Source organism: Microbacterium endophyticum (genome assembly GCF_011047135.1).
Taxonomy (GTDB): Bacteria; Actinomycetota; Actinomycetes; order Actinomycetales; family Microbacteriaceae; genus Microbacterium; species Microbacterium endophyticum.
Genome location: NZ_CP049255.1, coordinates 209,307 through 235,354 on the forward strand (window position 1 = coordinate 209,307; position 26,048 = coordinate 235,354).

Annotated in this window: 28 protein-coding genes; 3 read left to right on the forward strand and 25 right to left on the reverse strand. The window is 60.3% G+C overall.

From position 1 onward, the window contains the following. Nucleotides 1-38: 38 nt before the first annotated feature. Nucleotides 39-488 (forward strand): rhodanese-like domain-containing protein, encoded by a 450-nt coding sequence (locus G6N83_RS01040; RefSeq protein WP_165138447.1) that lies wholly within the window; start codon nt 39-41, stop codon nt 486-488. Here the strand turns inward: G6N83_RS01040 and G6N83_RS01045 are convergent. The 6 genes from G6N83_RS01045 to G6N83_RS01070 form a co-directional block, all read right to left on the reverse strand. Beyond that, on the reverse strand, nt 461-1,255 hold the full coding sequence (locus G6N83_RS01045) for a PP2C family protein-serine/threonine phosphatase (RefSeq protein WP_165138449.1): 795 nt from the start codon (nt 1,253-1,255) through the stop codon (nt 461-463). The genes G6N83_RS01040 and G6N83_RS01045 overlap by 28 nt on opposite strands. Nucleotides 1,256-1,260: 5 nt before the next feature. Beyond that, nucleotides 1,261-1,695, reverse strand: a complete 435-nt coding sequence (locus tag G6N83_RS01050; protein WP_165138451.1) for a cytochrome c oxidase subunit 4 — start codon at nt 1,693-1,695, stop codon at nt 1,261-1,263. A 2-nt stretch (nt 1,696-1,697) separates the two neighbouring features. Then, nucleotides 1,698-3,458, reverse strand: coding sequence for an aa3-type cytochrome oxidase subunit I (gene ctaD / locus G6N83_RS01055; RefSeq protein ID WP_165138453.1), 1,761 nt, complete (start codon nt 3,456-3,458; stop codon nt 1,698-1,700). A 2-nt stretch (nt 3,459-3,460) separates the two neighbouring features. After that, nucleotides 3,461-4,351, reverse strand: a complete 891-nt coding sequence (ctaC, locus tag G6N83_RS01060; RefSeq protein ID WP_165143007.1) for an aa3-type cytochrome oxidase subunit II — start codon at nt 4,349-4,351, stop codon at nt 3,461-3,463. Nucleotides 4,352-4,522: 171 nt separating this feature from the next. Further along, nucleotides 4,523-4,888: an iron-sulfur cluster insertion protein ErpA gene (erpA, locus tag G6N83_RS01065; RefSeq protein WP_165138455.1), complete on the reverse strand. Its 366-nt coding sequence runs from the start codon at nt 4,886-4,888 to the stop codon at nt 4,523-4,525. Between the two features lie 80 nt (nt 4,889-4,968). Beyond that, nucleotides 4,969-6,363: a dipeptidase gene (locus G6N83_RS01070; protein WP_165138457.1), complete on the reverse strand. Its 1,395-nt coding sequence runs from the start codon at nt 6,361-6,363 to the stop codon at nt 4,969-4,971. A gap of 49 nt (nt 6,364-6,412) precedes the next feature. Between G6N83_RS01070 and G6N83_RS01075 the strand changes: the two genes are divergently transcribed. Beyond that, nucleotides 6,413-6,988 carry a DUF3043 domain-containing protein gene (locus G6N83_RS01075; protein ID WP_241246240.1) on the forward strand — a complete coding sequence of 192 codons (576 nt, stop codon included), beginning with the start codon at nt 6,413-6,415 and terminating at the stop codon, nt 6,986-6,988. Nucleotide 6,989: 1 nt separating this feature from the next. Here G6N83_RS01075 and G6N83_RS01080 read toward each other — a convergent pair whose 3' ends face one another. The 12 genes from G6N83_RS01080 to G6N83_RS01135 form a co-directional block, all read right to left on the reverse strand. Further along, nucleotides 6,990-7,763, reverse strand: a complete 774-nt coding sequence (locus tag G6N83_RS01080) for a hypothetical protein (RefSeq protein WP_165138461.1) — start codon at nt 7,761-7,763, stop codon at nt 6,990-6,992. Next, the gene (locus tag G6N83_RS01085) at nt 7,754-8,290 is read right to left on the reverse strand and encodes a hypothetical protein (protein ID WP_165138463.1); all 537 of its coding nucleotides are present in this window, start codon (nt 8,288-8,290) and stop codon (nt 7,754-7,756) included. The genes G6N83_RS01080 and G6N83_RS01085 overlap by 10 nt, the downstream gene beginning before the upstream one ends. Nucleotides 8,291-8,350: 60 nt before the next feature. Continuing rightward, nucleotides 8,351-9,373 (reverse strand): quinone-dependent dihydroorotate dehydrogenase, encoded by a 1,023-nt coding sequence (locus G6N83_RS01090; RefSeq protein ID WP_165138465.1) that lies wholly within the window; start codon nt 9,371-9,373, stop codon nt 8,351-8,353. 7 nt (nt 9,374-9,380) lie between these two features. Further along, entirely contained in the window at nt 9,381-9,857 is a 477-nt protein-coding gene (nrdR, locus tag G6N83_RS01095; protein WP_165138467.1) for a transcriptional regulator NrdR, read from the reverse strand. Nucleotides 9,858-9,859: 2 nt separating this feature from the next. Continuing rightward, entirely contained in the window at nt 9,860-11,161 is a 1,302-nt protein-coding gene (gene hisD, locus G6N83_RS01100; protein WP_165138469.1) for a histidinol dehydrogenase, read from the reverse strand. Further along, a complete protein-coding gene (locus G6N83_RS01105) occupies nt 11,161-12,207 on the reverse strand; it encodes a hypothetical protein (protein WP_165138471.1) in 1,047 nt (348 codons plus the stop codon). The genes hisD and G6N83_RS01105 overlap by 1 nt, the downstream gene beginning before the upstream one ends. A 72-nt stretch (nt 12,208-12,279) precedes the next feature. Continuing rightward, nucleotides 12,280-15,750: a DNA polymerase III subunit alpha gene (gene dnaE, locus G6N83_RS01110; RefSeq protein WP_208379895.1), complete on the reverse strand. Its 3,471-nt coding sequence runs from the start codon at nt 15,748-15,750 to the stop codon at nt 12,280-12,282. A gap of 91 nt (nt 15,751-15,841) precedes the next feature. Beyond that, the gene (locus G6N83_RS01115) at nt 15,842-17,023 is read right to left on the reverse strand and encodes an MFS transporter (protein ID WP_165138475.1); all 1,182 of its coding nucleotides are present in this window, start codon (nt 17,021-17,023) and stop codon (nt 15,842-15,844) included. 1 nt (nt 17,024) lies between these two features. Beyond that, the gene (locus G6N83_RS01120) at nt 17,025-18,308 is read right to left on the reverse strand and encodes an aminotransferase class III-fold pyridoxal phosphate-dependent enzyme (protein ID WP_165138477.1); all 1,284 of its coding nucleotides are present in this window, start codon (nt 18,306-18,308) and stop codon (nt 17,025-17,027) included. 6 nt (nt 18,309-18,314) lie between these two features. Further along, on the reverse strand, nt 18,315-19,088 hold the full coding sequence (locus tag G6N83_RS01125; RefSeq protein ID WP_165138479.1) for a hypothetical protein: 774 nt from the start codon (nt 19,086-19,088) through the stop codon (nt 18,315-18,317). Next, nucleotides 19,078-19,695, reverse strand: a complete 618-nt coding sequence (locus tag G6N83_RS01130; protein WP_165138481.1) for a TetR/AcrR family transcriptional regulator — start codon at nt 19,693-19,695, stop codon at nt 19,078-19,080. Before G6N83_RS01130 ends, G6N83_RS01125 begins: the two co-directional genes overlap by 11 nt. Further along, nucleotides 19,695-20,483 (reverse strand): SDR family NAD(P)-dependent oxidoreductase, encoded by a 789-nt coding sequence (locus G6N83_RS01135; RefSeq protein ID WP_165138483.1) that lies wholly within the window; start codon nt 20,481-20,483, stop codon nt 19,695-19,697. Before G6N83_RS01135 ends, G6N83_RS01130 begins: the two co-directional genes overlap by 1 nt. A gap of 156 nt (nt 20,484-20,639) precedes the next feature. On the opposite strand from G6N83_RS01135, the gene G6N83_RS01140 reads away from it, so the two are divergent. After that, nucleotides 20,640-21,113 (forward strand): NUDIX hydrolase, encoded by a 474-nt coding sequence (locus tag G6N83_RS01140; protein WP_165138485.1) that lies wholly within the window; start codon nt 20,640-20,642, stop codon nt 21,111-21,113. 1 nt (nt 21,114) lies between these two features. Here the strand turns inward: G6N83_RS01140 and G6N83_RS01145 are convergent, their stop codons facing one another. From G6N83_RS01145 to ftsZ, 7 genes are all read right to left on the reverse strand, one after another. Beyond that, nucleotides 21,115-22,035: an RluA family pseudouridine synthase gene (locus G6N83_RS01145; protein ID WP_165138487.1), complete on the reverse strand. Its 921-nt coding sequence runs from the start codon at nt 22,033-22,035 to the stop codon at nt 21,115-21,117. A gap of 1 nt (nt 22,036) precedes the next feature. Further along, nucleotides 22,037-22,591, reverse strand: a complete 555-nt coding sequence (gene lspA, locus G6N83_RS01150; RefSeq protein ID WP_165138489.1) for a signal peptidase II — start codon at nt 22,589-22,591, stop codon at nt 22,037-22,039. Nucleotides 22,592-22,600: 9 nt separating this feature from the next. Further along, the gene (locus tag G6N83_RS01155) at nt 22,601-23,200 is read right to left on the reverse strand and encodes a DivIVA domain-containing protein (RefSeq protein WP_165138491.1); all 600 of its coding nucleotides are present in this window, start codon (nt 23,198-23,200) and stop codon (nt 22,601-22,603) included. Nucleotides 23,201-23,289: 89 nt separating this feature from the next. Continuing rightward, nucleotides 23,290-23,592 (reverse strand): YggT family protein, encoded by a 303-nt coding sequence (locus tag G6N83_RS01160; protein ID WP_165138493.1) that lies wholly within the window; start codon nt 23,590-23,592, stop codon nt 23,290-23,292. 9 nt (nt 23,593-23,601) lie between these two features. Then, on the reverse strand, nt 23,602-24,063 hold the full coding sequence (locus G6N83_RS01165) for a cell division protein SepF (protein ID WP_165138495.1): 462 nt from the start codon (nt 24,061-24,063) through the stop codon (nt 23,602-23,604). A 32-nt stretch (nt 24,064-24,095) separates the two neighbouring features. After that, nucleotides 24,096-24,788, reverse strand: a complete 693-nt coding sequence (locus tag G6N83_RS01170) for a YggS family pyridoxal phosphate-dependent enzyme (protein WP_165138497.1) — start codon at nt 24,786-24,788, stop codon at nt 24,096-24,098. 19 nt (nt 24,789-24,807) lie between these two features. Next, nucleotides 24,808-25,965 carry a cell division protein FtsZ gene (ftsZ, locus tag G6N83_RS01175; protein ID WP_165138499.1) on the reverse strand — a complete coding sequence of 386 codons (1,158 nt, stop codon included), beginning with the start codon at nt 25,963-25,965 and terminating at the stop codon, nt 24,808-24,810. Nucleotides 25,966-26,048: the final 83 nt, after the last annotated feature.

Consider the following 26,048-nt stretch of genomic DNA (forward strand, 5'->3'; position numbering starts at 1 on the left):
GGCGCTCGCACACGTTCGCTGGCTCTTAAGCTGACCGAATGACCTCATCCGCATACTTTGATGCCAAGCTCGCACACGAAACCGACCCGAGCGACGTGTACGCCGCTCAGAAGGCGGGATTGGATTTCGTACTCATAGACGTGCGAAGTGTCGAAGCGTGGCAGCAGGGCCACATCCGTGGTGCTCTCCACATGCCATATCGCACTATCGAGAAGCGCGCACCACAGGAGATCTCGCATTCGACGCCGGTCGTGGTGTACTGCTGGAGCCCAGGTTGCAACGCAGGCGCAAAAGGCGCACGAGAGTTCGCCGAGCTGGGTTACGAAGTTAAAGAGATGATCGGTGGCTATGAGTATTGGACCCGTGAGGGGCAGCCCACCGAAGATTCGAACGGCGACTTGCCCCGAATTTTCGACCCACTCGTCATGGTCGTTCGAGATGACGAAGGGGAGAATAACTCTCAGGCGATCTGCGCGTCGGGCGCCTGAACACTCGCCGCAGACCCGAAATAGCACGCGTCAGCTTTGAGCGGTAATAGCCCGGCTTCACCGACATCGCACACGACTGCTGTGACGTTGTCCCGCGTTCCAGCTTCAAGCGCGAGCGAGACGATGGCGGATGCCGCAGACGCAGCGTCACGTGCACGAATCAGGGTGATTGCGATCTCTTCTTCTGGCACGTAGTCAGTGAGTCCATCGCTGCAGAGTAGCCAACGATCCCCCACTTGCGTATCGCGCTCTGCCACCGTCACAGCATCCGTCTCGGCCCCGCGGAGTGAGGCCGTGATGATGTTACGGCGCGGGTGGTACGCGGCATCCTCAGGAGCGAGCAAACCGTGCTCGACCAGGACTTGAACGTACGAGTCGTCTCGCGTCTCACGGGTGAAAGCACCGTGGCGCAGCAAATAACCACGCGAATCGCCGGCGTGCGCAAGAAGTAACGATCCCGAGGCCGAGAGAAAAAGCCCGGTGAATGTTGTCGCCATCCCCTCGAGCGACGCATCCGAGTCGACTAACGAGCGAAGATCCCAGTTCGCGTCGCTGATTCGCGCTGTGACAGCATCGGCATTCGCGATACGTCCACCAAGAGCTCCGACCCGCTGCACGAGAGCCGCGGATGCGATGTCTCCTGACGGCCCGCCCCCGACACCGTCGGCAACAGCAGCGCCCCAGTCCGCCGCGAAAGCGGCGTCCTGGTTTGTCTGCCGAAACGCGCCGATGTCAGAAACGGCCGTGGCGTTGAGCCTCAGCTGCACAACACTCAGCGTGCGAAGTAGCCGCGGTAGTACTCGAAGACCCAACCGACGATAGCCACGACGAACACGCCGATGCCTACTGGGATCATCCAGGTACCGACAGCGAATCCGATCATTGCGATCGCAGCGGAGCCGGCGAGCACGATGGGCCACCAGGACCACGGGCTGAACTCGCCCATTTCAGGGTCACCATCGTCGATATCGGCTGTGAGGATGTCTTCGGGCAGCTCGCCGCTTTGCGCTTTGTGGATCTGGTTCACATAGAAACCGATCATCAGAGCCATCAACGTTGCGAACAGGAGTGCGATGGAGCCGACCCACTCGACTGCACGCACGAACGGAAGGTCGGGGTGGGCGATGACGTTCCACACGGTGTAGACGACGGCGATGAACAGGAAGAAGCCGGCGAGGATCCACCAGAGGTTGATATTCGTACGCACGACTACTTCACCTTTCCGTTGTCAGCGTCCACGACAGGTGCGTCGGGGGCATCCTTGCTCGGGCCTACGCCAACGGTAAGAGCGGCTTCGGGGTGGTTCAAGTCGAACGCGGGACGTTCGCTGCGAATGCGCGGGATCGACGTGAAGTTGTGGCGTGGCGGTGGGCAACTCGTTGCCCACTCCAGTGATCCGCCATATCCCCAAGGATCGTTGACCGTGACTGTGGCCGCTTTACGAGAGGTGAGCCAGATATTGAACAGGAACGGGATCATCGATGCCGCGAGAATCATCGAGCCGACAGTAGAAACCTGGTTCTGCCAAGTCCAGCCGTCCGCGTTCGAGTAGTCCGCGTAGCGACGCACCATTCCGTCGACACCAAGCCAGTGCTGGATGAGGAACGTCATGTGGAAGCCGATGAACAGCAACCAGAAGTGGATGTAGCCGAGGCGCTCGTTGAGCATGCGTCCCGTCCACTTCGGCCACCAGAAGTAGAAGCCAGCGAACATGGCGAACACGACGGTTCCGAAGACAACGTAGTGGAAGTGCGCCACAACGAAGTAAGAGTCGGACAGCGCGAAGTCAAGCGGCGGCGAAGCCAGGATGACACCGGTCAGACCGCCGAAGACGAACGTCACCAAGAATCCGAGCGAGAACACCATCGGCGTCTCGAACGTCACGGAGCCTCGCCAGAGCGTTCCGATCCAGTTGAAGATCTTCACACCGGTAGGGACTGCAATCAACATCGTCATAAGAGCGAAGAACGGCAACAAAACAGAGCCAGTGACATACATATGGTGAGCCCAGACAGCGACCGATAGTGCCGCGATCGAGATCGTTGCGTATACCAGTGTCTTGTATCCGAAGATGGGCTTCCGGCTGAAGACGGGGAAGATTTCCGACACGATACCGAAGAACGGCAGCGCGATGATGTACACCTCTGGGTGTCCGAAGAACCAGAAGAGGTGCTGCCAGAGCAGTACTCCACCGTTGTGCGGATCGTAGATGTGCGCCCCGAGAATTCGGTCGGCCGCAGCAGCGAAGATCGCCGCGGCGAGAACCGGGAAGGCCATCAAAATCAGGATGCTGGTGATCAGCGTGTTCCAGGTGAAGATCGGCATGCGCCACATGGTCATACCCGGCGCACGCATCGTGATGATGGTTGTGATGAAGTTCACGGCACCGAGGATCGTTCCGAACCCGCTGATGCCGAGACCAACCATCCAGAGGTTTCCTCCGGCACCAGGGGTGAAGCTCGCGCTTGCAAGCGGTTGGTAAGCAAACCATCCGAATGAAGCGGCACCCTGCGGTGTCAGGAATCCGGCAACAGCGATAGTCGAGCCGAACAGGAAGAGCCAGAATGCGAATGCATTCAATCGCGGGAAAGCGACGTCAGGCGCGCCGATCTGAAGCGGGAGGATCGCGTTGGCGAATCCCGCGAACAACGGAGTGGCGAACATCAGCAGCATGATCGTGCCGTGCATCGTGAAGAGCTGGTTGTACTGCTCTTTCGTGGGGAGAATCTGCATACCCGGCTCGAAGAGCTCAGCACGGATGATGAGAGCCATCACTCCGCCGAGCATGAAGAACATCACCGAGGCGATGAGGTACATGTACCCGATCGTCTTGTGGTCAGTGGAGGTGATCCACTTGACGATGATGTTGCCCTTTTGCTCGGTACGCGATGCTGTGAGCAGCGCTGCCTGGCGGGGTGGGAGGGTCTTCGGTCGAGAAGACTTCTCCTGAGGCGGAAGCGTCGTCGCCATGATCAGTCGTCTCCCTCAGTCGATCCGGTGCCGGGAAGGTTGGCAAGCCGATCGTATTGGTCGTTGATGTTGCCCGTCTGGCCTTCAGCGCGAAGCGACGCGAGATAGTTCTCGTACTCGTCCGCGCTTACGACCTTGACGTTGAAGAGCATGGCGGAGTGATACTCGCCACAAAGCTCAGCACATTTTCCCTCGTAAGTGCCCTCACGAGTGGGGGTAAAGGACCAGTAATTGTCCTTACCGATGTACATGTCTTTTTTGTAAAGGAAGTCGATGATCCAGAAAGAGTGGATGACGTCGCGAGATTCCAACTGGATCTTCACAGTTTGATTTACGGGCATGTAGAGCGTCGGCAACTGCGACTCGTCGACATTGCCCGCGCCGTCGTACTGAGCCTGAATGCCCATCGACCAGACAGCATCCGAGCCGTCTTCTTTTTCGCCGTTGTACTGGAAGTCCCAAGCCCACTGCTTGCCGATCGCGATGATCGACACATCGGGGTCTTCGGTCTGTGTTTCGAGCACGGTCTGGTCACGCGCGGTGAACGCGAAGAGCCCGACGACAAGAATCAAGGGCACGATCGTGTAGAAGCTTTCGATCGGCATGTTGTAGCGCATCTGTACCGGTAGGCCGGTCTGTCCCTTGCGGCGACGGTAAGCGATCATCGCCCAGAGCATGAGGCCCCAGGTGATGATTCCCACGCCGAGCAACACCAACCAGGAGTTGACCCACAGGCCAGCGACCATATCGGTGTGGTTTGTCGCCGGGGTTCCGTCTTCGACGAATCCGGGAAGGAAGCCATGGAGCTCCGTCGGGCTACATCCTGCAAGGACGGCAACTGCGGCCAGTCCGAGGGGCAGAGCTGCCCAGCGGATGCGACTCTTGGGAGGCACTCGTTTCGACTGCACGGGGCACCTTTCCGGGTAAGAATTGTAGCTTCGGTCAGTCTACGGCAACCTCACACTCGATTCAGGCCATGCACCCAGCCCGATTTACAAAGTTGGGGCGGTCGCTGCGGAGGATTCCGCGTGCGACCGCCCCAAAAGTGGCGAAGAAAAAGTTACTCAGTGGAAGCTGTCACCACATGCGCAGGAGCCCTGAGCGTTGGGGTTGTCGATCGTGAAGCCCTGCTCCGCGATCGTGTCTTTGAAGTCGATGTTGGCACCGTCAAGGTAAGGAACGCTCATGTCGTCGACGATCACTTCGACGCCGCCGAAATCAACGGCCTGGTCGCCCTCGAGGTATCGCTCGTCGAAGTAAAGCTGGTAAATCAAGCCAGAACAACCACCGGGCTGAACTGCGACGCGCAGACGAAGGTCGTCGCGTCCTTCCTGGTCGAGAAGGCTCTTCACCTTCGCGGCGGCGGCGTCTGTCAGGCCAACGCCGTGCGGGCGGGTCTGCTGGTCGGGCGACAGTGCGGTGTCGGTCATGTCACACTCCATCTCGAGAATTTGGCCGCGAAAGGCGGGATGTGTCGATTGTACGCCGCGAGTGCCGCCGTCGGGCCGGTCTAGATCGTCCGCGCGTCGAGACGTTCGAGAAGGAGTGCTTCTGAGAGCACAGCTCGCCGAAAAGTCTCGAGATGCAGCGACTCATTCGGGCTGTGGGCTCTCGTGTGCGGGTCTTCCACGCCGGTCACGAGAATCTGAGCGCCTGGGAACTCTCGCACGAGATCCGCGATAAACGGGATGGAGCCGCCGACGCCGACATCGACGGCGTCTTTTCCGTATCCGCGGCTGAGTGCGTCACGCGCAAGCTCGACCGCCCATCCGCTGGTATCGACCAGGAACGCGTCTCCGCAATCAACGTCAGAGAACTCCAGCTGAGCGCCGAAAGGCGCTCTTTCTCGCAGGTGCTTCTCGATCGCGCCGTATGCCTCCTCAGCCTTTTGGCCCGGGGCCACTCGCGCGCTGATGACGACGGTGACTTCGGGAGCGAGAGTGTTGGATGCCGATGCAACACTCGTCGCGTCGACTCCGGTAATCGTGATGGATGGCTTGTTCCAAATGCGACCAAGCAGCGACCCCGCTCCGATCGGCTGTACGCCGTCGGGAAGACCGGCTTCATCTCGCAGCGTCGCTTCGCTGTACTCCGGCGTTGCGGCATCCCGCTCGTGCAAGCCGTCTACCGCCACCGACCCGTCGTCATCCCAGAGAGTCGACAGGAGCTTCACGGTTGCCATCATCGCGTCGGGCACCGCTCCCCCGAACATTCCCGAGTGTGAGCCGTGGGCGAGCGTTCGGACGCGCAGGGTGAATCGCGCGTTCCCGCGAAGGGAGACGGTGAGTGCCGGGGTATCAGCATCCCAGTTGCCGGAATCTGCGACGACGATGACATCACTTCGGAGCGCATCGGCGTTGTCGGAGAGAAACTGACCGAACGACCGCGAGCCATACTCCTCTTCGCCCTCGATGAAGAGTGCGACCCCGAGATCTAGATCGTCGCCGAGGGCTTCTTTCACCGCACGCAGCGCTGCGATGTGCACCATGATGCCCGCTTTGTCGTCAGCGGCGCCTCGACCGTAAAGCCTGCCGTCTCGCACCGTCGGCTCAAACGGTGGCGAGTCCCAGAGGTCGTCATCACCGTGCGGCTGCACATCGTGATGGGCGTATAGCAACACCGTCGGGCGACCGTTGCGCGGAGCCCTGGTGGCAAGAACTGCGGGCTGACCTTGTTCAGCGGTACCGGGAATCGCAGCCGACGTAACTTCAACGCGGTCGAAGATGCCGGTGCTCTCGGCGAGAGCGGCTACCGCCTCGGCGCTACGGCGCAGCTGCGATTGGTCGAACGACGGCCATGCAATTGACGGGATGCGCACCAGTGCACCTAAATCGGCCATCGCAGTCGGCATGGCGGACTGCGCGCTGTTACGAACAGCTTCCTCTCGGGTGTACTCATAGCTCATGCGGGTAATCTTAAGTGCACCCGCTTTCCAACGATCTGAGGATCTCCCCGTGGCCACCTCACCTGCCGCCCCCGCACCGAAGGACGCACCGACGTCTGAACCGACCGACACCACGTCGGGAAAGGGTCGGCCGACGCCGTCCCGCGCTGAGCAAGAAGCCGCACGAAAGCGTCCGCTCGTCGCCAACACGAAAGAAGCGAAAGCACGCGCCCGAGCCGACCTTCAGGCCCAGCGCGAAAAAGCCCGTGTCGGCATGGCCGCTGGCGACGACCGCTATCTCCCCGTGCGCGACAAGGGGCCCCAGCGCAAATACGTTCGTGATTTCATCGACGCCGGCTGGCATATCGGCGAGGGCGTCATGCCCTTCATGGTGCTCGTCATTTTGATCACATTCGTGCAGATTCAGATCCTGCAGTACTGGTCGTTTCTCGCGTTGTGGATCTACGTCATCTTCGTCATCGGCGACATGATCTTCACATCCGTGCGCATCAAACGGCGCGCACGTGAGCGCTGGGGAGACCGCATGGAAAAGGGCCTCGGCTGGTACGGCGCCATGCGCACTATTCAAATGCGCTTCATGCGTCTGCCGAAGGCCCAGGTCAAGCGCGGTCAGTACCCCGCCTGATTCAGCACCCCACACCAGACGGATTCTCCAGGCACGTTTTGTCGACGAGAGCGGTATGCACTTCGACGACTCGGATGCCGTAGCCAGAAGCCGTGGACTCGACGACGCCCGGAACCGCACGCCAGTTGCCCGAGCCAAAATCGACCGAGGCCGCGTACTCGACAGTCACGCTGGCGCTGTAGTTGCCCGAGGCGCCATAAGAGTGACTGGTGGGCGTCGACGTGAATTCGGCTTGCCCGAGTTCACGCCACGACGCACCGCCGGTTTCGGAAACCTTGGACGATCCATCGCCGTAGCTGAACACGAATCGTTGCGGAACGAAGCGCACAGTCACGTCGTAGTCGAGCACGCGACCTGCCATGCGTTGCTCTGTCGCTGACGCAACGACGTTCGTCGGCATGGCCACGACGCCAAGGCCGGTTGGTTCTCCCCCGAGAGTCGGTTGAGCCGGCACGAACGATGCGATATCGGCAAGAGTTACATCGGGCAGACCGACCACCGTGTAGCCACCACGACACAGTTCGGTCGTGCACTCCGGCATCGTCTCGCCCGGAGGCTCTTGCTGGCTTGCACCACCGTCGCCACCCCCGGATGATCCGCCGCCGCTCCCCGGCGATGTGCTTCCCGCGCCCACGTCCACCTGCGACCCGTCGGAGACCGCGTTCGGGCACGAGGTCCATGCCTGCGAACCATCGCAGTTTGCGGCACGATGGACGTCTGCAGACAGACCTAACAAGTTCGCGACCACGAGCAGAGATGTAACAGCTACCCGCATGAAGCTGACTCAACCCTTTCACTTTTCGAAATCTGCATACCGGTATCGGTAGAACGTTCTACCGAAAATTTGACGTTCAACGGATAGACGTCGAGCCGGTCTTCATCGACTTGATCTTCTCCAGATGAATTCACAACCTCAATCGAGGAGATATCGAGGCATACGACGCCGCTCACTTCCATATCTGACGAACTGAATGATGCAGGATCGAATGAAAGCACTTTCGACTCGCCAGAGACCGTCCAGCCCTCCGCATGCATTTTTGAGAGCGACTCACGCTCGCCGGTGTTGGCATCGCCGGTCGTCCAGGCGTAGACGGCTTCGAACGTATCGGGATCGCTGAGATCAACCTGGTTCAAAGCGTCGACGTATGAGCGATAGGTTTCTTCGGCAGCAGCGAAAGCCTCGGCTTCCGTCCACTCCGCAGTCGTCTCTTCGGCGGGTTCAGGAGTCGCAGCGCAGCCGCTGACTCCCACTACGACGACGACAGTAGCGAGAAGCAGTGGCAATACCGTGCGTGAATTCACGCGCCCACGGTACAACGCACGCTCGCGGCGCCGCAGAATTATCCACAGCGCGAATACCGATCAGCGTGCGGTTAGGCCCCGGTTGATCTGTCGCGCCCAGAGCGGACCCCTGTAGAGAAAAGCCGTATAGCCCTGCACGAGTGTCGCACCAGCATCCAGGCGTTCCTGAACATCATCGGCAGTTTCGACGCCACCGACTGACACGACGCAGAAGTCGGTCGGGACATTGCGACGCACGATGTGAAGCACTTCAAGGGCGCGCGTCTTCAGCGGTGCCCCCGACAGTCCGCCCGCACCGGCGGCGTTAACGGTCTGTGCATCGGTTTTCAGTCCGTCACGGCTGAGGGTCGTGTTGGTGGCGATAAGTCCGGAAAGTCCCACGTCGACCGCGAGCCGCGATACTGCTTCGACCTCGTCGTCAGGAAGGTCAGGAGCGATCTTCACCAGAAGTGGAGTCGTTCCCGCGGCGTCTCGCACAGCCTCAAGTAGCGGGCGCAGCGTGTCGATCGCTTGCAGGCCGCGAAGCCCTGGAGTGTTCGGTGACGAAACATTGACGACAAGGTAATCAGCCAGAGGCGCAAGCAGCCGAGTGCTTCTTACGTAGTCAAGAGTCGCATCGGCGACCTCTACCACTCGACTTTTGCCGATGTTCACGCCCAGTACGGCTCGCTGACGCTTACGACGAAGCGTGGTCAGGCGCGTGGCCGCGGCCTGCGCGCCTCTGTTGTTGAATCCCATGCGGTTGATCACCGCGCGGTCAGGAATAAGCCGAAAGAGTCGCGGCTTGGGATTGCCGTCCTGAGCAAGCGCGGTGAGCGTTCCCACTTCGACGTGGCCGAACCCGAATGCGTACAACCCAGCCGTGCCGATTGCATCCTTATCGAATCCCGCAGCGACGCCGAAAGGCGAATCGAACGTGAGACCGAGAGTGTGTACTCGCAACGACTCCGCCGGACGAGTAAAGCGGCGCACTACCCAAGAGAAAGGTGCCACACCAAGCACACGAATGAGGATCATCGCCGAGTGGTGCGCGGTCTCCGGGTCCATGCGCGAGAGAACGAGACGGAAAAGCAAAGAGTACATCGAGGTCCTATTCGGAGTCGGCGGGGCGGGTATCCGCCTGGTGATCGGCACGCAGCTGCGCGATCGAGGATTCGAAGTCCTCAAGCGACTCGAACGCCTGGTACACACTGGCAAACCGCAAGTACGCGACCTCATCGAGTTCACGCAAGGGACCAAGAATCGACAGCCCGATTTCGTTCGTGTCGATCTGAGAGGCACCGGTCTGGCGAACGACCTCTTCTACCTTCTGCGCGAGCATCGCGAGGTCACCCTCGGTGACAGGTCTTCCCTGGCAGGCTTTCCGCACCCCAGACGCGACCTTCTCACGGCTGAACGGCTCCACAACTCCCGAGCGCTTGATGACGTTCAAACTTGCCGTCTCGATGGTTGTGAATCGCCCGCCACATTCGGGGCACTGGCGCCTACGACGGATGCTGAGGCCATCATCGCTCGTGCGTGAGTCAATGACCCTCGAGTCGGGGTGCCGACAAAACGGACAGTGCATTTCTAGCCCTCGAATCGAGCGTCGACGGCCTCACCGTGCGCGGGAAGCGCCTCGGCGTTGGCGAGTGACACGATTTTCGCGCGCACAGCGGAAAGAGCGGCGTGGTCGTAAGAAATAACCTGCTGCGGGCGAAGGAAAGTCATGGCTGAGAGCCCCGCCGCGTACCGGGCCTGTCCGCCCGTTGGTAAGACGTGGTTACTTCCGGCTAGATAGTCGCCGAGACTCACCGGCGAATCCTGCCCCACGAAAATCGCTCCAGCGTTCACGAAATCCTCGACTCGCGGCTCCACGAGGTGCAGCTCGAGATGCTCGGGAGCATAAGCGTTGCTGAAGGCCGCCGCAGTTTCGTGATTGTCTACGAGCACAATCGCTGACTGCTCCCCCGCCAACGCGACCGCCACGCGCTCGCTGTGACGAGTGTGACCGACGCGTTTTTCGAGCTCAAGAGCAACGTCATGTGCGAGCTCGACCGAATCCGTCACAAGAACAGCGGACGCCTGCTCGTCGTGTTCAGCCTGACTGATCAGGTCAGCCGCGACCAGTCCAGCATTCGCCTCAGCATCGGCCACGATCAAAATCTCCGTCGCCCCCGCCTCAGAGTCAGTTCCGACAATTCCCGACACGACGCGCTTGGCCGCTGCAACAAAGTTATTGCCGGGTCCGGTGACGACATCAACCGGTGCAAGGCCCACATCAGGTACGCCGTGGGCAAGAGCACCGATGGCACCCGCACCTCCCATGGCGTAAACCTCGCTTACGTCGAGGAGTTTGGCGGCGGCAAGGATGACCGGGTGTATGCGCCCATCGAAATCACGCTGCGGTGGCGATGCAACGACGACCTCTGACACGCCAGCGACCTGGGCTGGCACGACATTCATCACAACGCTCGATGGATACACCGCTTTGCCACCAGGCACGTAGAGGCCGACACGGCGGACAGGTTGCCAACGCTGAACGACCTGAGCCCCCGGCTCAAGCTCCGTCGTTGTGCTCGTGGGCACCTGCGCTGCTGAGGCCACCCGCACGCGAGAAATTGCTTCTTCGAGCGCGCCACGAACCTCGCCCGACAAGTCGCGTAGCGCTTCGTCGAGGTGCGATTGGGGTACCCGGATTGCGTGCCCACGGCATCCGTCGAACTGCTCGGCCTGATCGCGGAGCGCAGCCTCACCGCGAGCTGTGACATCATCAACGATCGTTCGCGCAGTCGTCAAGGCCAACTCGCGAGCTGCACGCGCCCGCGGAACAATTGCGAGCAGCTCAGCGGTCGATAGTTCCCGCCCCCGCAGGTCAATGGTGCGCAGCATCAGCCGCGCGTAATTCCAGAGACATCGTGCAAGAAGCCGACGCGTCCATCTTCGTGACGAACGACGAACACTTCACCACGATCTTCGATGACGAGAGCCCAAGCTGTCGGTCCGACACTGAAGATCGGGTTTCCTTGCACGTCAAGAACATCCCGCTCGACCGGCGAGAGGGCCCAAAAAGCTTGATGGGATGCGATCGGCTGCACCGTTGTGGTGACATCTTCCGTCGTGTGATTCGGTTCAGTGCTTGCTGCCTGAGTAGAGAGCGAGGCGAATGCATCGGGAGCGTACGCATCTGTCACAGCGTCATCGGCGGAATTCGCGGCGGGAGCCGGAGCGGTTTGCACGGGTACTGGTGCCGGGCGTGGACGGTCGACGACCTTGCGTACCGGCCTTGCGTTTCGGTGCGCCGGCGCCTCTGGGCGTCCGGCGAAATCGTCTTTGAGCGTCGGCAGGAACGGCGCGAAGACAGTGAGCACAACTCCGCCAGCCATCAGGAACAGCTCGACCCACGCAACCCACGAGTGAAGCCATGGTCCGCCCTGAGCGGCGAACGCGACCGAGTCCCAAACCATTTGCAGCCACAGCATTGCTGACACCGAGAACGCAACGGAAGCAAATTGGTCGATCCCGAGAGATCCCACGCGACGGATGCCTTCGGGCGAAAGTCGACGCATGACCACCAAGATCACGGCGAGAGTCGGAAGGCCGATCGTGAGAATCCATGAGAGCCCCGAAGTCCACACCGAGTTGAACCCGACACTCGCGACCGAAAAGAACGATACGACGAAAGAGACGAACCACACCGACATGAGTGAAATTTCGCGGATCGAGAACGGACCCACACCGTATTGCACGTCGTCAGCAGGGGGCGGGGTAACAGAGACCGCGCCCGAAACAGGTGCTTCGGCCTCGGCGTACTCGGCGACAGCTTCTTCAGCAATAGCGGTATCGGTGACTTCGCCTGGAGCGGCTGCCTCAGCCGGAGCTTCACTCACGTTCGCGTCGTCAGCCGGAACTGTCGCGTCTCGTTCTTCATTCGTCACGAAAAATCCCTCCATTCGATGCGATTTCGCACCCCTCTCGATCTTACCCGCGCCGCAGCGCAATCCCAGAGATCAGCCGAGACAGTTCGGCCCGAGCAGACCTTTGAGATCTCCGAAGAGGTCTGCCGTCACCCGAACGGGGTGCGGCACCTCGAAGACCTTCGCGGTCGACCCCTTGTGAAGCTTGAGCGTCACTTCGGTCTCGCCAGCGTGCCGGGTAAGCACCGAAGCCAGGTCGCGCACGACGCTCTCAGTCGCACGGCTCTCGGGGAGCAGCAGTACCAGCGGGCCGGTCGCATCCATCGACCCGAGATCAGGGGAAAACGCCGACTGCGCGTGAAGGTTCATTCCGTCATCACGTCGGGACACTCGACCTCGCACCACCAAGATCGCGTCCGCTTGCAGCATCGACGCGAACTCCGTGTATGTCTTACCCATGAACATGACGGTGATTTCACCGTTGAAGTCCTCGACGGTGATCATGCCGTACGGGTTGCCGCTCTGTTTTGCTACGCGGTGCTGCACACTCGTCACAAGGCCCGCGATGGTCACCTGGTCACCGTCTGCGAGGTCCTCGGACGCAAGCAGGTTGTGAATCGACAGCGATGCATGTTTGGCAAGTGGTACTTCGAGGCCCGCCAGTGGGTGGTCTGAAACGTAGAGGCCGAGCATCTCACGCTCAAAAGCGAGCTTGTCTTTCTTCGTCCACTCGGGTCGCTCTGGGACCTTTGCCGGCATGATCTCTTCGGTTTCGTCGTAGAGGCTGTCGAAGTCGAAGCCGATAGCTCCGGTCGCGGCTTTTCGCTTCGTCTCGACGGCAGCTTCGGTGGCATCCTCGTGGATCTCTAAGAGCGCCCGACGCGTTGACCCCAACGAATCGAAAGCCCCCGCCTTGATCAGCGACTCGACAGTGCGTTTATTCGCCACGTGCAGCGGCACTTTGGTCAAGAAGTCGTGAAAACTCACAAAGCTGTCATCAGCGCGAGCAGTCACAATTCCGTCGACCACGTTGGCACCGACATTTCGAACCGCACCGAGGCCGAAACGGATGTCTTCGCCGACGGCGGCGAAGTATCGGATCGATTCGCCCACGTCGGGTGGCAGAACCTTGATACCCATTCGACGACACTCGTTGAGGTAAACCGCGAGCTTATCCTTCGAGTCGCCGACGCTCGTGAGAAGCGCCGCCATGTATTCGGCGGGGTAATGCGCTTTCAGGTACGCAGTCCAATAAGCGATGAGACCGTATGCAGCGGAGTGTGCTTTGTTGAACGCGTAGTCGGAGAACGGCAGCAGAATGTCCCACAGCGTTTTGACCGCGGCATCCGAATACCCGTTTGCCTTCATGCCCGCTTCGAAGCCCTCGAACTGCTTATCCAGCTCCGACTTCTTCTTCTTGCCCATGGCACGGCGCAGAATATCTGCCTGCCCGAGCGTGAATCCGGCAACCTTCTGAGCGATCGCCATCACCTGTTCTTGATAGATGATGAGGCCGTAGCTCGTGCTCAGTACCTCTTCGAGTGCCTCTTCGAGCTCCGGGTGGATCGGCGTGATCGGTTGCTGCCCCGTCTTTCGCAGAGCGTAGTTGATGTGCGAATTCGCACCCATCGGCCCCGGCCGGTAGAGCGCGATGACGGCTGAGATGTCTTCGAAGTTGTCAGGTTTCATCAGGCGCAAGAGCGAACGCATCGGCCCGCCATCGAGCTGGAAGACGCCGAGAGTGTCACCTCGGGAGAGGAGCTCGTACGCTCCGCGATCGTCGAACGTGAGTTCTTCGAGCACGAGCGGCTCGCCTCGGTTGGCCTCGATGTTGTCGAGCGCGTCGTTGATGATTGTGAGGTTACGCAACCCCAAAAAGTCCATCTTGATGAGCCCGAGCGACTCACACGATGGGTAGTCGAACTGCGTGACGATCTGCCCATCTTGTTCACGACGCATGATGGGGATGATGTCGAGCAGAGGTTCGCTCGACATGATGACGCCGGCCGCGTGAACGCCCCATTGGCGCTTCAGGTTTTCAAGACCGACGGCAGTGTCGAACACTGTCTTGGCTTCGGCGTCGGTCTCGATGAGCGTACGAAACTCCCCCGCTTCCTTGAAGCGCGGGTGATCCTTGTCGAACATGCCACCGAGCGGCATATCTTTACCCATCACCGGCGGCGGCATTGCCTTCGTTAGGCGTTCGCCCATGCTGAAGGGAAAACCGAGCACGCGGCCCGCATCTTTCAACGCCTGTTTCGCCTTGATAGTGCCGTACGTGACAATTTGAGCGACTCGATCATCGCCGTACTTCTCAGTGACGTATTGGATGACTTCGCCACGGCGACGGTCGTCGAAGTCGACGTCGAAGTCGGGCATTGAGACGCGATCGGGGTTCAAGAAACGCTCGAAGATCAGACCGTGCTGAAGCGGGTCGAGGTCGGTGATGCGCATGGCGTACGCGGCCATCGAACCTGCACCCGATCCGCGTCCTGGACCGACGCGGATGCCGTTGTCTTTTGCCCAGTTGATGAAGTCCGCGACGACGAGGAAGTAGCCCGGGAATCCCATCTGCACGATGACGCCGGTTTCGTACTCGGCTTGCTTTCGCACCGCGTCGGGAATGCCGTCCGGATAACGAAAATTGAGCCCGTTCTCGACTTCTTTGACGAACCATGATTCTTCGGTCTCGCCATCGGGAACGGGGTAACGAGGCATGTAGTTCGCACTCGTGTTGAACTCAACCTCCGACCGCTCCGCGATCAACAGCGTGTTGTCGCATGCTTCGGGGTAGTCGCGAAAGATCTGGCGCATTTCGGCGGCGGTTTTGACGTAGTAGCCGTCACCGTCGAACTTGAACCGCTTCGGATCGTCGAGGGTTGTTCCCGACTGCACGCAGAGGAGCGCTGCGTGACTCGTCGACTCGTGCTGGTGTGTGTAATGGAGGTCGTTCGTGGCGACGAGCGGAATATCAAGATCCTTCGATATCTTGACGAGGTCGCTCATGACCCGACGCTCGATCGAGAGGCCGTGATCCATGATCTCGGCGAAGTAATTCTCTTTGCCGAAGATGTCTTGAAACTCCGCCGCCGCCGCTCGGGCCGCATCGTACTGACCGAGTCGCAACCGAGTCTGCACTTCGCCCGACGGGCAACCGGTGGTCGCGATGAGGCCGTCGGAATACTTCTGAAGCAGCTCCCGGTCCATGCGGGGCTTGAAGTAGTAGCCTTCGAGGCTCGCGAGCGATGACAGTCTGAAGAGATTGTGCATGCCCTGAGTCGAATGAGACAGCAGAGTCATGTGGGTGTACGCGCCAGCACCCGAAACATCGTCACTGTTTTGCTCTGGTCCGCCCCAGCGAACGCGCGATTTATCGCTGCGGTGGGTGCCAGGCGTGACGTAGGCCTCGATACCGATGATCGGCTTGATCCCGGCATCCTTCGCGGTCTTGTAGAACTCGTAGGCGGCAAAAGTGTTGCCATGGTCAGTGACCGCGAGCGCTGGCATTTCAAGCCGCGCCGCTTCCTGAACCATCGGCCCAATGCGAGCTGCTCCATCGAGCATCGAGTACTCGCTGTGCACGTGCAGGTGTACGAAAGAGTCGGATGCCACCACCCGATTCTACGTTCGAGAATGACTCCGGGAACCGCTCAGCTCAAGACTTTTCGAGCGCAACCTCCTGTGGCGCAGAAAGACGCGAGCGAACCGCTGGAATGACGAGCAGAAGCAGAAGTGCGGGCACCGCGAATGCAATGACGGCTCCCCCAGTGTCGAGCAGCAAGCCCACTCCGACCGCTCCGACGAGCGCGCCGGCATAGTTGTAGAGATTGACTCGCGCCACGACTTCATCGCTACGATCCGGGTCGATTCGACCAGCCATGCTGAAAGCAATCGGTACGAGCACTCCCACGCAGAGACCGCTGAGAGTGAAGCCCACGAGAGCCGCGCCGACGGTCGGAAGAAACGCGATAGCGAAGCCGCCGACTGCCCCGACGATACCCGCAGCGATGATGAGCCCACGCATCCCGATGCGACGCTGTAGTGGGTCGGTGGCGAGACGTGCGACGAGGACGGCAGACTGATACACCGCGTATCCGATCGGCGCAGCTGCCAACGCAACGCCTATCCCCACCAGATGTGAACTGCTCCAGGTGCTTACCCCTGAATCAATCGTGAAGGCTGCCAGAACGACGAGCCCTGCCACGGCGACTGCCTTCCCGGGTAGCGGCCGCGTGTTCGATGCCCCGGAACGGCGTGCTGCGCGCTCAGGGTCGAGGTATCGGGCAACGACAACGATGAAAATTACCTGCAGAACCGCGGCGGCGACGAGAGCAAGAGTCGCGCCCGTGCCCGCAGTGAGCCCCGTAGACATGACGAGTGCACCCGTGATTGCACCGACGGTGTAGGCCGCGAAGAAGCGCCCAAGCACGGCGTGGCCCCACCGGCGCTGCACGAGTACGCCTTGCATGTTTGACGCCGCATCGATCAGCCCCAAGCCAACACCGTAAAGTGCAATCGCCGCGACGAAGAGCACGACGCTCGGGCTCAGTGCAGCAACCAGAAGTCCGAGCGCTTGCATGCTAAAACCGATGACGACCGCGATCCGACTATTGCGCCGCACGGCAATGAGATCGGCGATGAGGGATCCTCCCGCCGCGGCGATACACACTCCGAGGAGAATGACCGCAACAAGAGTCTCATCGAGACCGTGACGCTCTTGGAAGGAAGGCAAAGCGGTGACGACCACAGCGTATCCGAGGCCCTGGACGCCGTACGCGAGGCCGACCGAAGCTGTCGTGGTTTTGAGTGGCAGCTCGTGCGTCCGACCTTGCGACATCTCAGTGTCCTCCGTGACGACGACCAGCCACGACGGCGAACGCGTCGTGCGCAATCTCGATCGTGCGGTCGATATCGTCATCCGTCAAGGCCGCGTTGATGAAGTGATTGTGATGCGACGTTACGAAAACGCCGCGTTGTACGCACTCGGCGACCCACTCCTGATGCAGCATCAACGAGCCGGTCGGATCATCGAGTCGGAGATAGAAAAGTGCTGGTGCACCCGATGCAATCATCGAGAGCCCGTGATCTGCCGCCGCGGAAACGAGACCATCGGTCAAACGACGACCAAGGCTCTCGAACAAAGCCGGAGCGTCGAGCTCGGCAAGTTTCGTGATGGTGGCGATTCCGGCAGCGAATGGAACGGCACTCATCCAGTAACTACCGGTATAGGTGATGCTGCTCACCGCTTCTTTTAGTGAATCCTTGCCGCACAGAGCAGAGACGTTGTACCCGTTCGCGAGTGCCTTACAAAAGCAGATCAGGTCGGCTTCAAATCCGAAGTAGTGATCGCTGCCGGCAAGGTCCAACCGGAATCCGGCTCGAACATCATCGACGATCAACACCACTCCGTGCTCGGAGCATAGGCGCCGCACCTGCTGCCAGTAGTCAGCTGCAGGCAGCTCATTGTCGGTGAAGTTTCCATGCATGTAGGGCTGGGCGATGAGCGCCGCGACTTCGCCGCGGTAGTCAGCGAGCATCTGTCGTAAAGCACCGAGGTCGTTCCAGGGCACCATCAGATTGTTCGCGACGTCTTCTTCGAGAACGCCGGGGTAATCAAGCTTCTGCGTCCACGGTGCGACACCGTGGTAGTAGCCCTTGACGAAGACTATTTTTTTGCGACCGGTCGCCGCCCGTGCCGTCATGATCGCAAGCGTCGTGGTGTCTCCACCGTTCTTCGCAAAAAAGGCCCAATCAGCGCTCGCGACGGTATCGACAAGCAGCTCGGCAAAGTCGATCATGATGCTGGAGGGCAACGTGACGACGTCTTCACGCCGCGCTTGATCATTCGCCGCGGCTGCAACATCGGGATCGTTGTACCCGAGCACGTTCGGTCCGTAACCGCACATGTAATCGATGTACTCGTTGCCATCGAGGTCCCAAAAGCGCGTTCCTTCTGCCCGCGAAGAGAACTTGGGGAATGCGTCGTGCGGAATGTGAAGTCCTTCGGCGGGACCGAGGTGCCCGGGGATGCCTGCGGGAATCACTCGGGCGGCACGGGCGAATGCTTCGCGACTCTTGTCGAAACGAAACGGCGTGGTGGCTGTGGGTGTTGCGAGAGTCATTTCAGTTCACTTTCCGAGGTACTGGCCGACGCGGTCGAGGATGCGGTTGGTGTTGTCTACGAGCGGGATATAGCCGCGCATTGCAATGCGCCCATCGCAGACACAGGCGAGCGCGCTTTCTCGCCCTGCGATCACGTCACCCGCTGTCGCGAGATTCGCGAAACCGAACACTGCCCGCGCTGGCGATGCGCCGGCGGGCACGAGGGTGAGGCGATGTTTCTCGACACTGATGCGATACCGCAGCGAATCCCCCACTTCGATATCGAGTTCGCCGTCCGCCATCTGCGCCGCACTGAAGCGTCCGCTGCGATCCGCGTTGGCGACGATCGTGATGGCGTTGACCGCGACGTTCAGCGTCAGCAGGCTGCTCGCCTCAAAAAAGTCTTCGTCCGAGAGGGCTTCCGTCGTCGGCTCGAGATATTTTGCGAGCAAAGCCGTCAATGGAGTGAAGACACCCGTGAGAAATCGCAAACCTCGCGGGCCTGCAAGCGGGATCGGCTGAGCATCTCCAGCAATCACGGCATTCAGGTGCGCGGCAGAGCGGAAGTAAAGACGCGCTCTCGTACCGCGGGGCTCACCGCCTTCTTCGATACCGTCGGGTGAGAAGACCAGGCGCGAATGAATACCTCCCACGATTGCCAGATCGAGCGTGACGGGACTTGAGAGCTCCGCAACGAGAGAATTCGCGGCTGGAACAAGTTCCACGAGCCTTGGGAGAGTGCCGAAAACGGCGTGCAAATTGATGGCGGCGAGAACCGTGTCATCGGTATCAGTGAGCATCGGGGGATTCCTTGAGGGCTGGGCGGGTGTGAACGGTAAAAGCTGATGCGAAGAAGGCCGCCGTGCGTCGAGCAGCAACGCCATCTCCGTCGGCGAGGAACGTTGTTGTGATCCCATCGAGCGCGGCGATGAGAGATCGTGCGAGATCGGAGACCGGGAGGGTCCACTCGATGCCGCTTCGAAGGGCCGCAATACTCAAAAGATCGGTCGCTGTTTCGTAGTAGCCCATCCACTGCGACCGCATGCGACCCGACGGGTCTTTGCGGCGCGCGAAGAGACCCAGCTCCATAACGGCGAGTTCGCGCGTCGGATCTCGTTCGAGAACCGCGATATAGGCCTCGAGGCCGTCTCTCACCGCGTCTTCGACGGATGCCGATTCAAGAGTTCGACTCTCTGCAGCGATACGCTCCTCGTCAGTGACAGCATCCACGACGGCAGCCATGAGGTCGTCCTGCGACTCGAAAATGTAGTGGATCGCGCCGAGGGGCATGTCCGCTTCGGTTGCGACCGCGCGCGTGGTGAGAGCTGAAACACCGCCGCGGACGATCACCCGAATGGCCGCCGCGACCAGTTCCTCGCGGCGCTGTGCGACTGGAATCCTCCGCATCAGGATGCCTCGCCTACGAGCCGTGCAGCGACCGCGAGCCGCAACCGCCGCGGAGCGATGCGGGAAAGCGTGCCCTGAACCTGATTTCGTCTGCCGATGGTGAGGACAGGTCCCGGGCGCCGCCGCGAAAGGTGGTGAAAGGTGGCGTCTACAACCTGCGTGACCTCCGCAACGGCCCCCACTTTAAATGTTTCGCTAGCGGCCGCTGAGAAGAAACCTGTGTCAGTCGGCCCAGGACAAAGCGCGAGCACCCTGACGCCGCTACCTTTCATCTCTCGCCAGAGCGCCTCGGTGAGCGAAGTCACATAGGCCTTTGTCGCGGCGTAGACAGCCATGCCAGGCAACGGCTGATGCGATGCGTTGCTTGATACCTGCACAAGCACCCCGCGCGTTGCGACAAGTTGAGGCAGGAGTAACCGCGTAAGAATTGTGAGCGCAGCAACGTTGAGCAGGATTTCTGACGTCATCCGCGCGAGGTCTTCAACGATGAATTCGCCAGCCGTGCCAAACCCTGCGCTGTTGACCAGGCCCGATGCCGTCAATCCCCTCTCGGCGAGACTCGAAACCAGGCCCGCGGCGGAACTGAGATCAGCGAGGTCACAATCGATCACCTCGACATGCACGCCGTGCGTGTCTCGCAGCGTCTGTGCGATGGCTTCGAGGAGCGATGCGCGACGCGCCACCAAAACCAGGTCGTTGCCACGCCGCGCGAATTCGTGCGCGAATCCCTCGCCGATGCCGGAGCTTGCGCCGGTGATGACGACAACGCGCCGCTGAATATCAACCATGTTCTCTCCAAGTTGGTCACTTGACCAAAAACATAGAGGGAAAACCCCGCCCATCCGAACGGTTTGGCCGAGTATTAACGCGGCGGAAACAACCTTTAGCCTGGCCGACACATTCGTACGGAGCGCGAGGCCGGTCGGCCGCAGTACGGTGGCAAGATGGCAACCCCGGACTTCATTCTTGAACTGCGCCGTTTTGTTGGGAACCGACCGCTCTCTTTATCGGGTGTTACCGCGGTGATCATTCGCGATGAATCCGTGCTTCTCGGACGTCGGAGCGACAACGGTGCGCTCACGCCCATAACCGGAATCATCGACCCGGGCGAAGAACCAGCGATCGCTGCCGCTCGAGAAGCACTCGAAGAGGCCGGCGTCACAATTCGGGTCGACAGCCTGACCTGGGTGCATCAGATCCCCCGCGTCACCTACGAAAACGGGGATCAAACCGACTATCTAGATCTCACGTTCCGTTGCACATGGCTCGATGGCGAACCGTATCCGGCCGACGGAGAGATGACGTCAGTCGGCTGGTTCCAGCTCGATGAACTCGACGAACTCAGTGGCGACATGAAGCAGCGGATTGCGTCGGCTGTCGATTTTCGGGGCACAACCCGATTCGAAACCGGCTCTTAGTTCATTCGCCGCGTAGTACGTCTAGCGCGTGAGCTAGATCGGCTGGGTATTCCGAGCGGAAAGTCACCCATTCCCCGGTGCCCGGGTGAGTGAAGCTGAGCTGATGCGCGTGAAGCCACTGACGGGTGAGCCCCAGGCGTGCTGACATCGTCGGGTCAGCTCCGTAAAGCGGGTCACCCACGCACGGATGCCGGTGCGCCGCCATATGAACACGAATCTGATGCGTACGGCCCGTCTCAAGGTGAACTTCGAGAAGCGATGCGCCGCGAAAAGCCTCAAGCGTCTCGTAGTGGGTAACCGAATCCTTGCCATCGGGAACCACCGCAAACTTCCATGAGTGCGAGGGATGACGGCCAATCGGCGCGTCTATCGTCCCGGCTAATGGATCGGGGTGCCCTTGGACGACCGCGTGATACACCTTCTCGACGTCTCGTTCCTTGAACGCACGCTTGAGGGCCGTGAATGCCCGCTCGCTTTTGGCGACGACCATGAGTCCGCTTGTTCCGGCATCGAGCCGATGAACGATTCCCTGACGCTCCGCCGGACCGGTTGTCGCAATTCGAAATCCTGCGGCGGCAAGAGCGCCGAGCACTGTCGGCCCATCCCACCCAACTGAGGGGTGGGCTGCGACCCCAACTGGTTTATCGATCACGACGATCTCATCGTCATCCCAGATGATGCCCAGGTCCGGCACTGCGAGCGGCACGATTTCGGCGCCTCGCTTCGGTTCCCAAGACACCTCGAGCCATGTGCCGCTGTGAAGGCGATCCGACTTCGAGAGCTGCCGATTGTCGGCGAGTACCCCTCCGGCATCAGCGACCTCAGCCGCAAAAGTGCGCGAGAACCCGAGCATTTTGGCGAGTGCAGCGTCGACGCGCACGCCCTCGAGGCCATCAGGCACGGGCAGGCTTCTCAGCTCCACTTCAGTCCTCGCCCACAACTTCTTCTGCTGAGGTCTTGCGACGTTCGCGAGTGCCATCGAGTCCGAGGCCAATCAATACGAGAACCGCCACAGCGATCATCGTCGTGACGATGAACATATCAGCGACGTTGTAGATCGCCGGCATCATCCACGGTGTCGATATGAAGTCGACAACGTGACCCACGGGAAACCCAGGTTCGCGAAAAATACGGTCCGAAAGATTACCCAGCACTCCGCCGAGCAGGAGCCCGAGCACGATCGCCCACGCCCGTGACTGCACTCGGCGAGACACAAAAAGATAGATGATCGCGAGGGCGACCAGCGCCAATGCAATCGTGAAGATCCACGTCACACCTTCGCCGAGCGAAAACGCGGCGCCGGGATTTCGGATCAAGTAGAACACCAAAAAGTCACCGAAAATCGGAACCGACTCTTCGGCGGGGAGATTCGATATCGCCAAATACTTCGTCAACTGGTCAGCGGCCAGCACCACAATCGCAAGAGTTGCGAGAATAGTGCCGGCCGCTGCCGAGCGAAGAGGCGTTCGGCCTGTCAACAGGCCTTCTTAGAGACCGATAGCCGACACGGGAGTGTTACCCGAGTTGGTGGCTGTCGTCTCAAGGTCACGCAGCTTGCCTTCGATGTAGCCACGAAGCTCCGAACGGTAATCGCGCTCGAACTGTCGAAGTTCCGAAATACGGTTCTCGAGAGTGGATCGTTCTTTCTCGAGTCTCACCATCTCATCGCGACCGGTGGCTTCAGCCTCGGCGACGATTGTGGCTGCTTGAGACTTGGCATCCGCTACGAGTTGGTCACGAGTGGCCTTGCCCTCTGCGACGTGCTCGTCGTGCAAGCGCTGAGCAAGCTCGATGATTCCAGCGCTCTGCGCGGCCGGCTGAGGGGCCTGCTCGGTGACTGGAGCGGGCTTTTCAGCTGGGGCTTCAGCGGCCGGCTTCTCCTCTTCGGGAGTCGCTTCAGGAGCGGCGGATTCGCCGGACTCAAGAGCTGCGAGCTTCGCCTTCAGCTCATCGTTCTCGGCGATGGTCTTTCGCCATTCAACAACGATTTCGTCAAGGAAGTCGTCGACCTCATCCGGGTCGAAACCTTCCTTGAACCGGACGTGCTGAAACTGTTTGGTGACGACGTCATCCGGAGTCAATGCCATTGTGGTTCCTCTTTCGGGGCTCTGGCGGCTGGCCGAGGTCAGGGGGAAGTCCCTTATTGGGACACTTCAGGAAAGCATAGTCGCGTCCGCTACGCGGCAGCGAGAGTGCGGGTAACGCTCAGCAAAACGAAGCAGACGAGCATCGTGAGCGCAAAGGCCAAATCAATCGAGACCATTCCGACGCGCAGCGGGGGAATGAAACGACGAAAAAGCTTGATGGGCGGGTCGGTCAGGGTGTACACGACTTCGGCGGCAACAAGGCTCGCACCTCGAGGTCGCCACTCCCGGTTGAAGATCGGAATGTATTCCAAAATCAAGCGACCGAAAAGCGTGAATACGTAAAGCAGTAAGAGAACGTTGGCGATGGACGCAACGAGGCGAAGCACCTCCACGATCAGCGACTACTGCGCAAAGGGCGCCGACTCGGCGTCGGCCTGTGCGACCGCGCCATCGCCGGAGACCGCGACGTTCTCAGGTGAAAGCAAAAATACTTTGCTCGTCACACGCTCAATGCGACCGTAGAGACCCAGTGAGAGGCCGCTTGCGAAGTCGATCAGGCGGCGAGCGTCTGCGTCGCTCATCTGCGAGAGGTTGATGATAACTGGCACGCCATCACGGAAGTTTTCCGCGATGACCTGTGCGTCCCGGTACTGCTTCGGGTGAACTGTCAAAATTTCGCTGACAGTTCCCACAGCAGGCTGACGCACAACTGCCGGTCGGTGAATGGGGGTCACAGGCGCATCCGTCTTCTCCACCGCTTGCATTTTGCGGCTCGTAGGCTGCTGCGCGGTGGTCTCTTCGTAGACCTCTTCCTCGTCGGCGAGGCCCAGGTACACCATGGTCTTCTTGAGCGGGTTCGACATCGGATCCTCCGTTTTGCTCGTCTGTTTCGAGGCTAACCTTGCACGGGCCTCGGACCCGTGATTGCCGAGCCGATACGCAGGTGTGTCGCACCCGCGGCAATCGCCTCGGCGAAATCTGTTGTCATGCCCGCTGACATCCACGTCGCGTCCGGCACGACAGTTTGCACGAGGGCACTGTAGTTACGAAGCCGTGCGAAAGCAGATGCTGGTGACTCATCAAGAGGCGCGACGGCCATAACCCCCCGGAGACGGAGAGTGGGAAGACCAGCGATATGCGTCGCGAGTGCGTCGACACTCTCGGGCGAGACGCCGCCGCGACCCGGGTCATCCGTGAGGTTAATCTGCACGAACACGTCGAGTTGGCCGTCGGAATCGGCGCGGTCCAGAGCGTCAGCCACGCGCTCCCTGTCGACCGAGTGCACGAGCGCCGCTCCGGCACGAACGGCTTTTGCTTTCTTGGACTGAATCTGGCCGATGAAGTGCCAGTTCAGATCCGAAAGATCAGAGAGCTCTTCAGTTTTCGCACTGTATTCCTGCTGCCGATTCTCGCCGACATCTCGAACACCGAGTCGGTAGAGTTCGCGAATAAGTTCTGGCGGATGAAACTTTGTCACCACGATTCGAGTGATGTCCGTTGGTTCGCGACCCGCGGCGCGAGCAGCATCAGCGATGCGCTCATCGATCGTCTTCAGACGATCGATGAGCGCATCACCAGAAAATGTCACGTTACGAGCTACCGAACTGCTACTTGAGGAAGTCAGGAATATCTAGGTCATCCTCGGAGAACGCGGAGTCATACGAGGATGCTTCCGATACGCCCGCTGTCACAGGAACGACGGGCGAGCGGTCTTCGCTCTCTTCCCGTTCACTCGCAGCCTCCATGGCCGATACCGACGGGGCTGCGGGCGTTGCGGGTGCGCGCGTCGCAGCCACTGGCTCGATCCGCAGCTGCGGCTCTCCCCCGTCAAAACCGGCAGCGATGACAGTGACCCGAACCTCATCGCCGAGGGTGTCGTCAATCACGGTTCCGAAGATGATGTTCGCTTCGGGGTGCGCTGCTTCTTTAACGAGCTGCGCTGCATCATTTATTTCGAAAATCCCAAGGTTGGAACCGCCCTGAATCGAGAGAAGTACGCCATGGGCGCCCTCGATCGAGGCCTCAAGCAGGGGTGACTCGACGGCAAGTTCTGCGGCCTTGATCGCGCGGTCAGCTCCTCGCGCTGAACCAATTCCCATGAGAGCCGAGCCAGCACCTTGCATAACCGACTTCACGTCGGCAAAGTCCAGGTTGATGAGTCCGGGCGTCGTGATGAGATCTGTGATGCCCTGCACACCCGCGAGGAGAACCTGGTCTGCAGTGGCGAATGCTTCAATCATCGAAATTCCGCGATCGCTGATCTCGAGGAGGCGGTCGTTCGGCACGACGATCAGGGTGTCGACCTCTTCTTTAAGCTTTGCTACGCCTTCATCGGCTTGACTCTGCCTGCGACGACCCTCGAAAGAGAACGGCCGGGTTACGACACCGATCGTGAGCGCACCGATCGACTTTGCGATGCGTGCGACTACGGGCGCTCCACCGGTGCCGGTGCCGCCGCCCTCACCAGCGGTGACGAACACCATGTCAGCACCGGACAGCGCCTCTTCGATCTCTTCAGCATGGTCCTCTGCGGCACGACGGCCGACTTCGGGGTCTGCTCCGGCACCGAGCCCACGAGTGAGCTCTCGTCCGACGTCGAGCTTGACATCAGCATCGCTCATGAGGAGCGCCTGAGCGTCGGTGTTCACCGCGATGAACTCGACACCGCGAAGGCCGAGCTCAATCATGCGGTTGACAGCGTTAACGCCGCCACCACCCACGCCGACAACCTTGATCACCGCGAGGTAGTTCTGATTCTGGCTCATGCCGGCCTCCGTCTCGTCCCGAACTACTCTCTTAAACCTTCAACCTCTCGTTGAGGCTTAAAGAGCAGTTCAGCATGCATTTC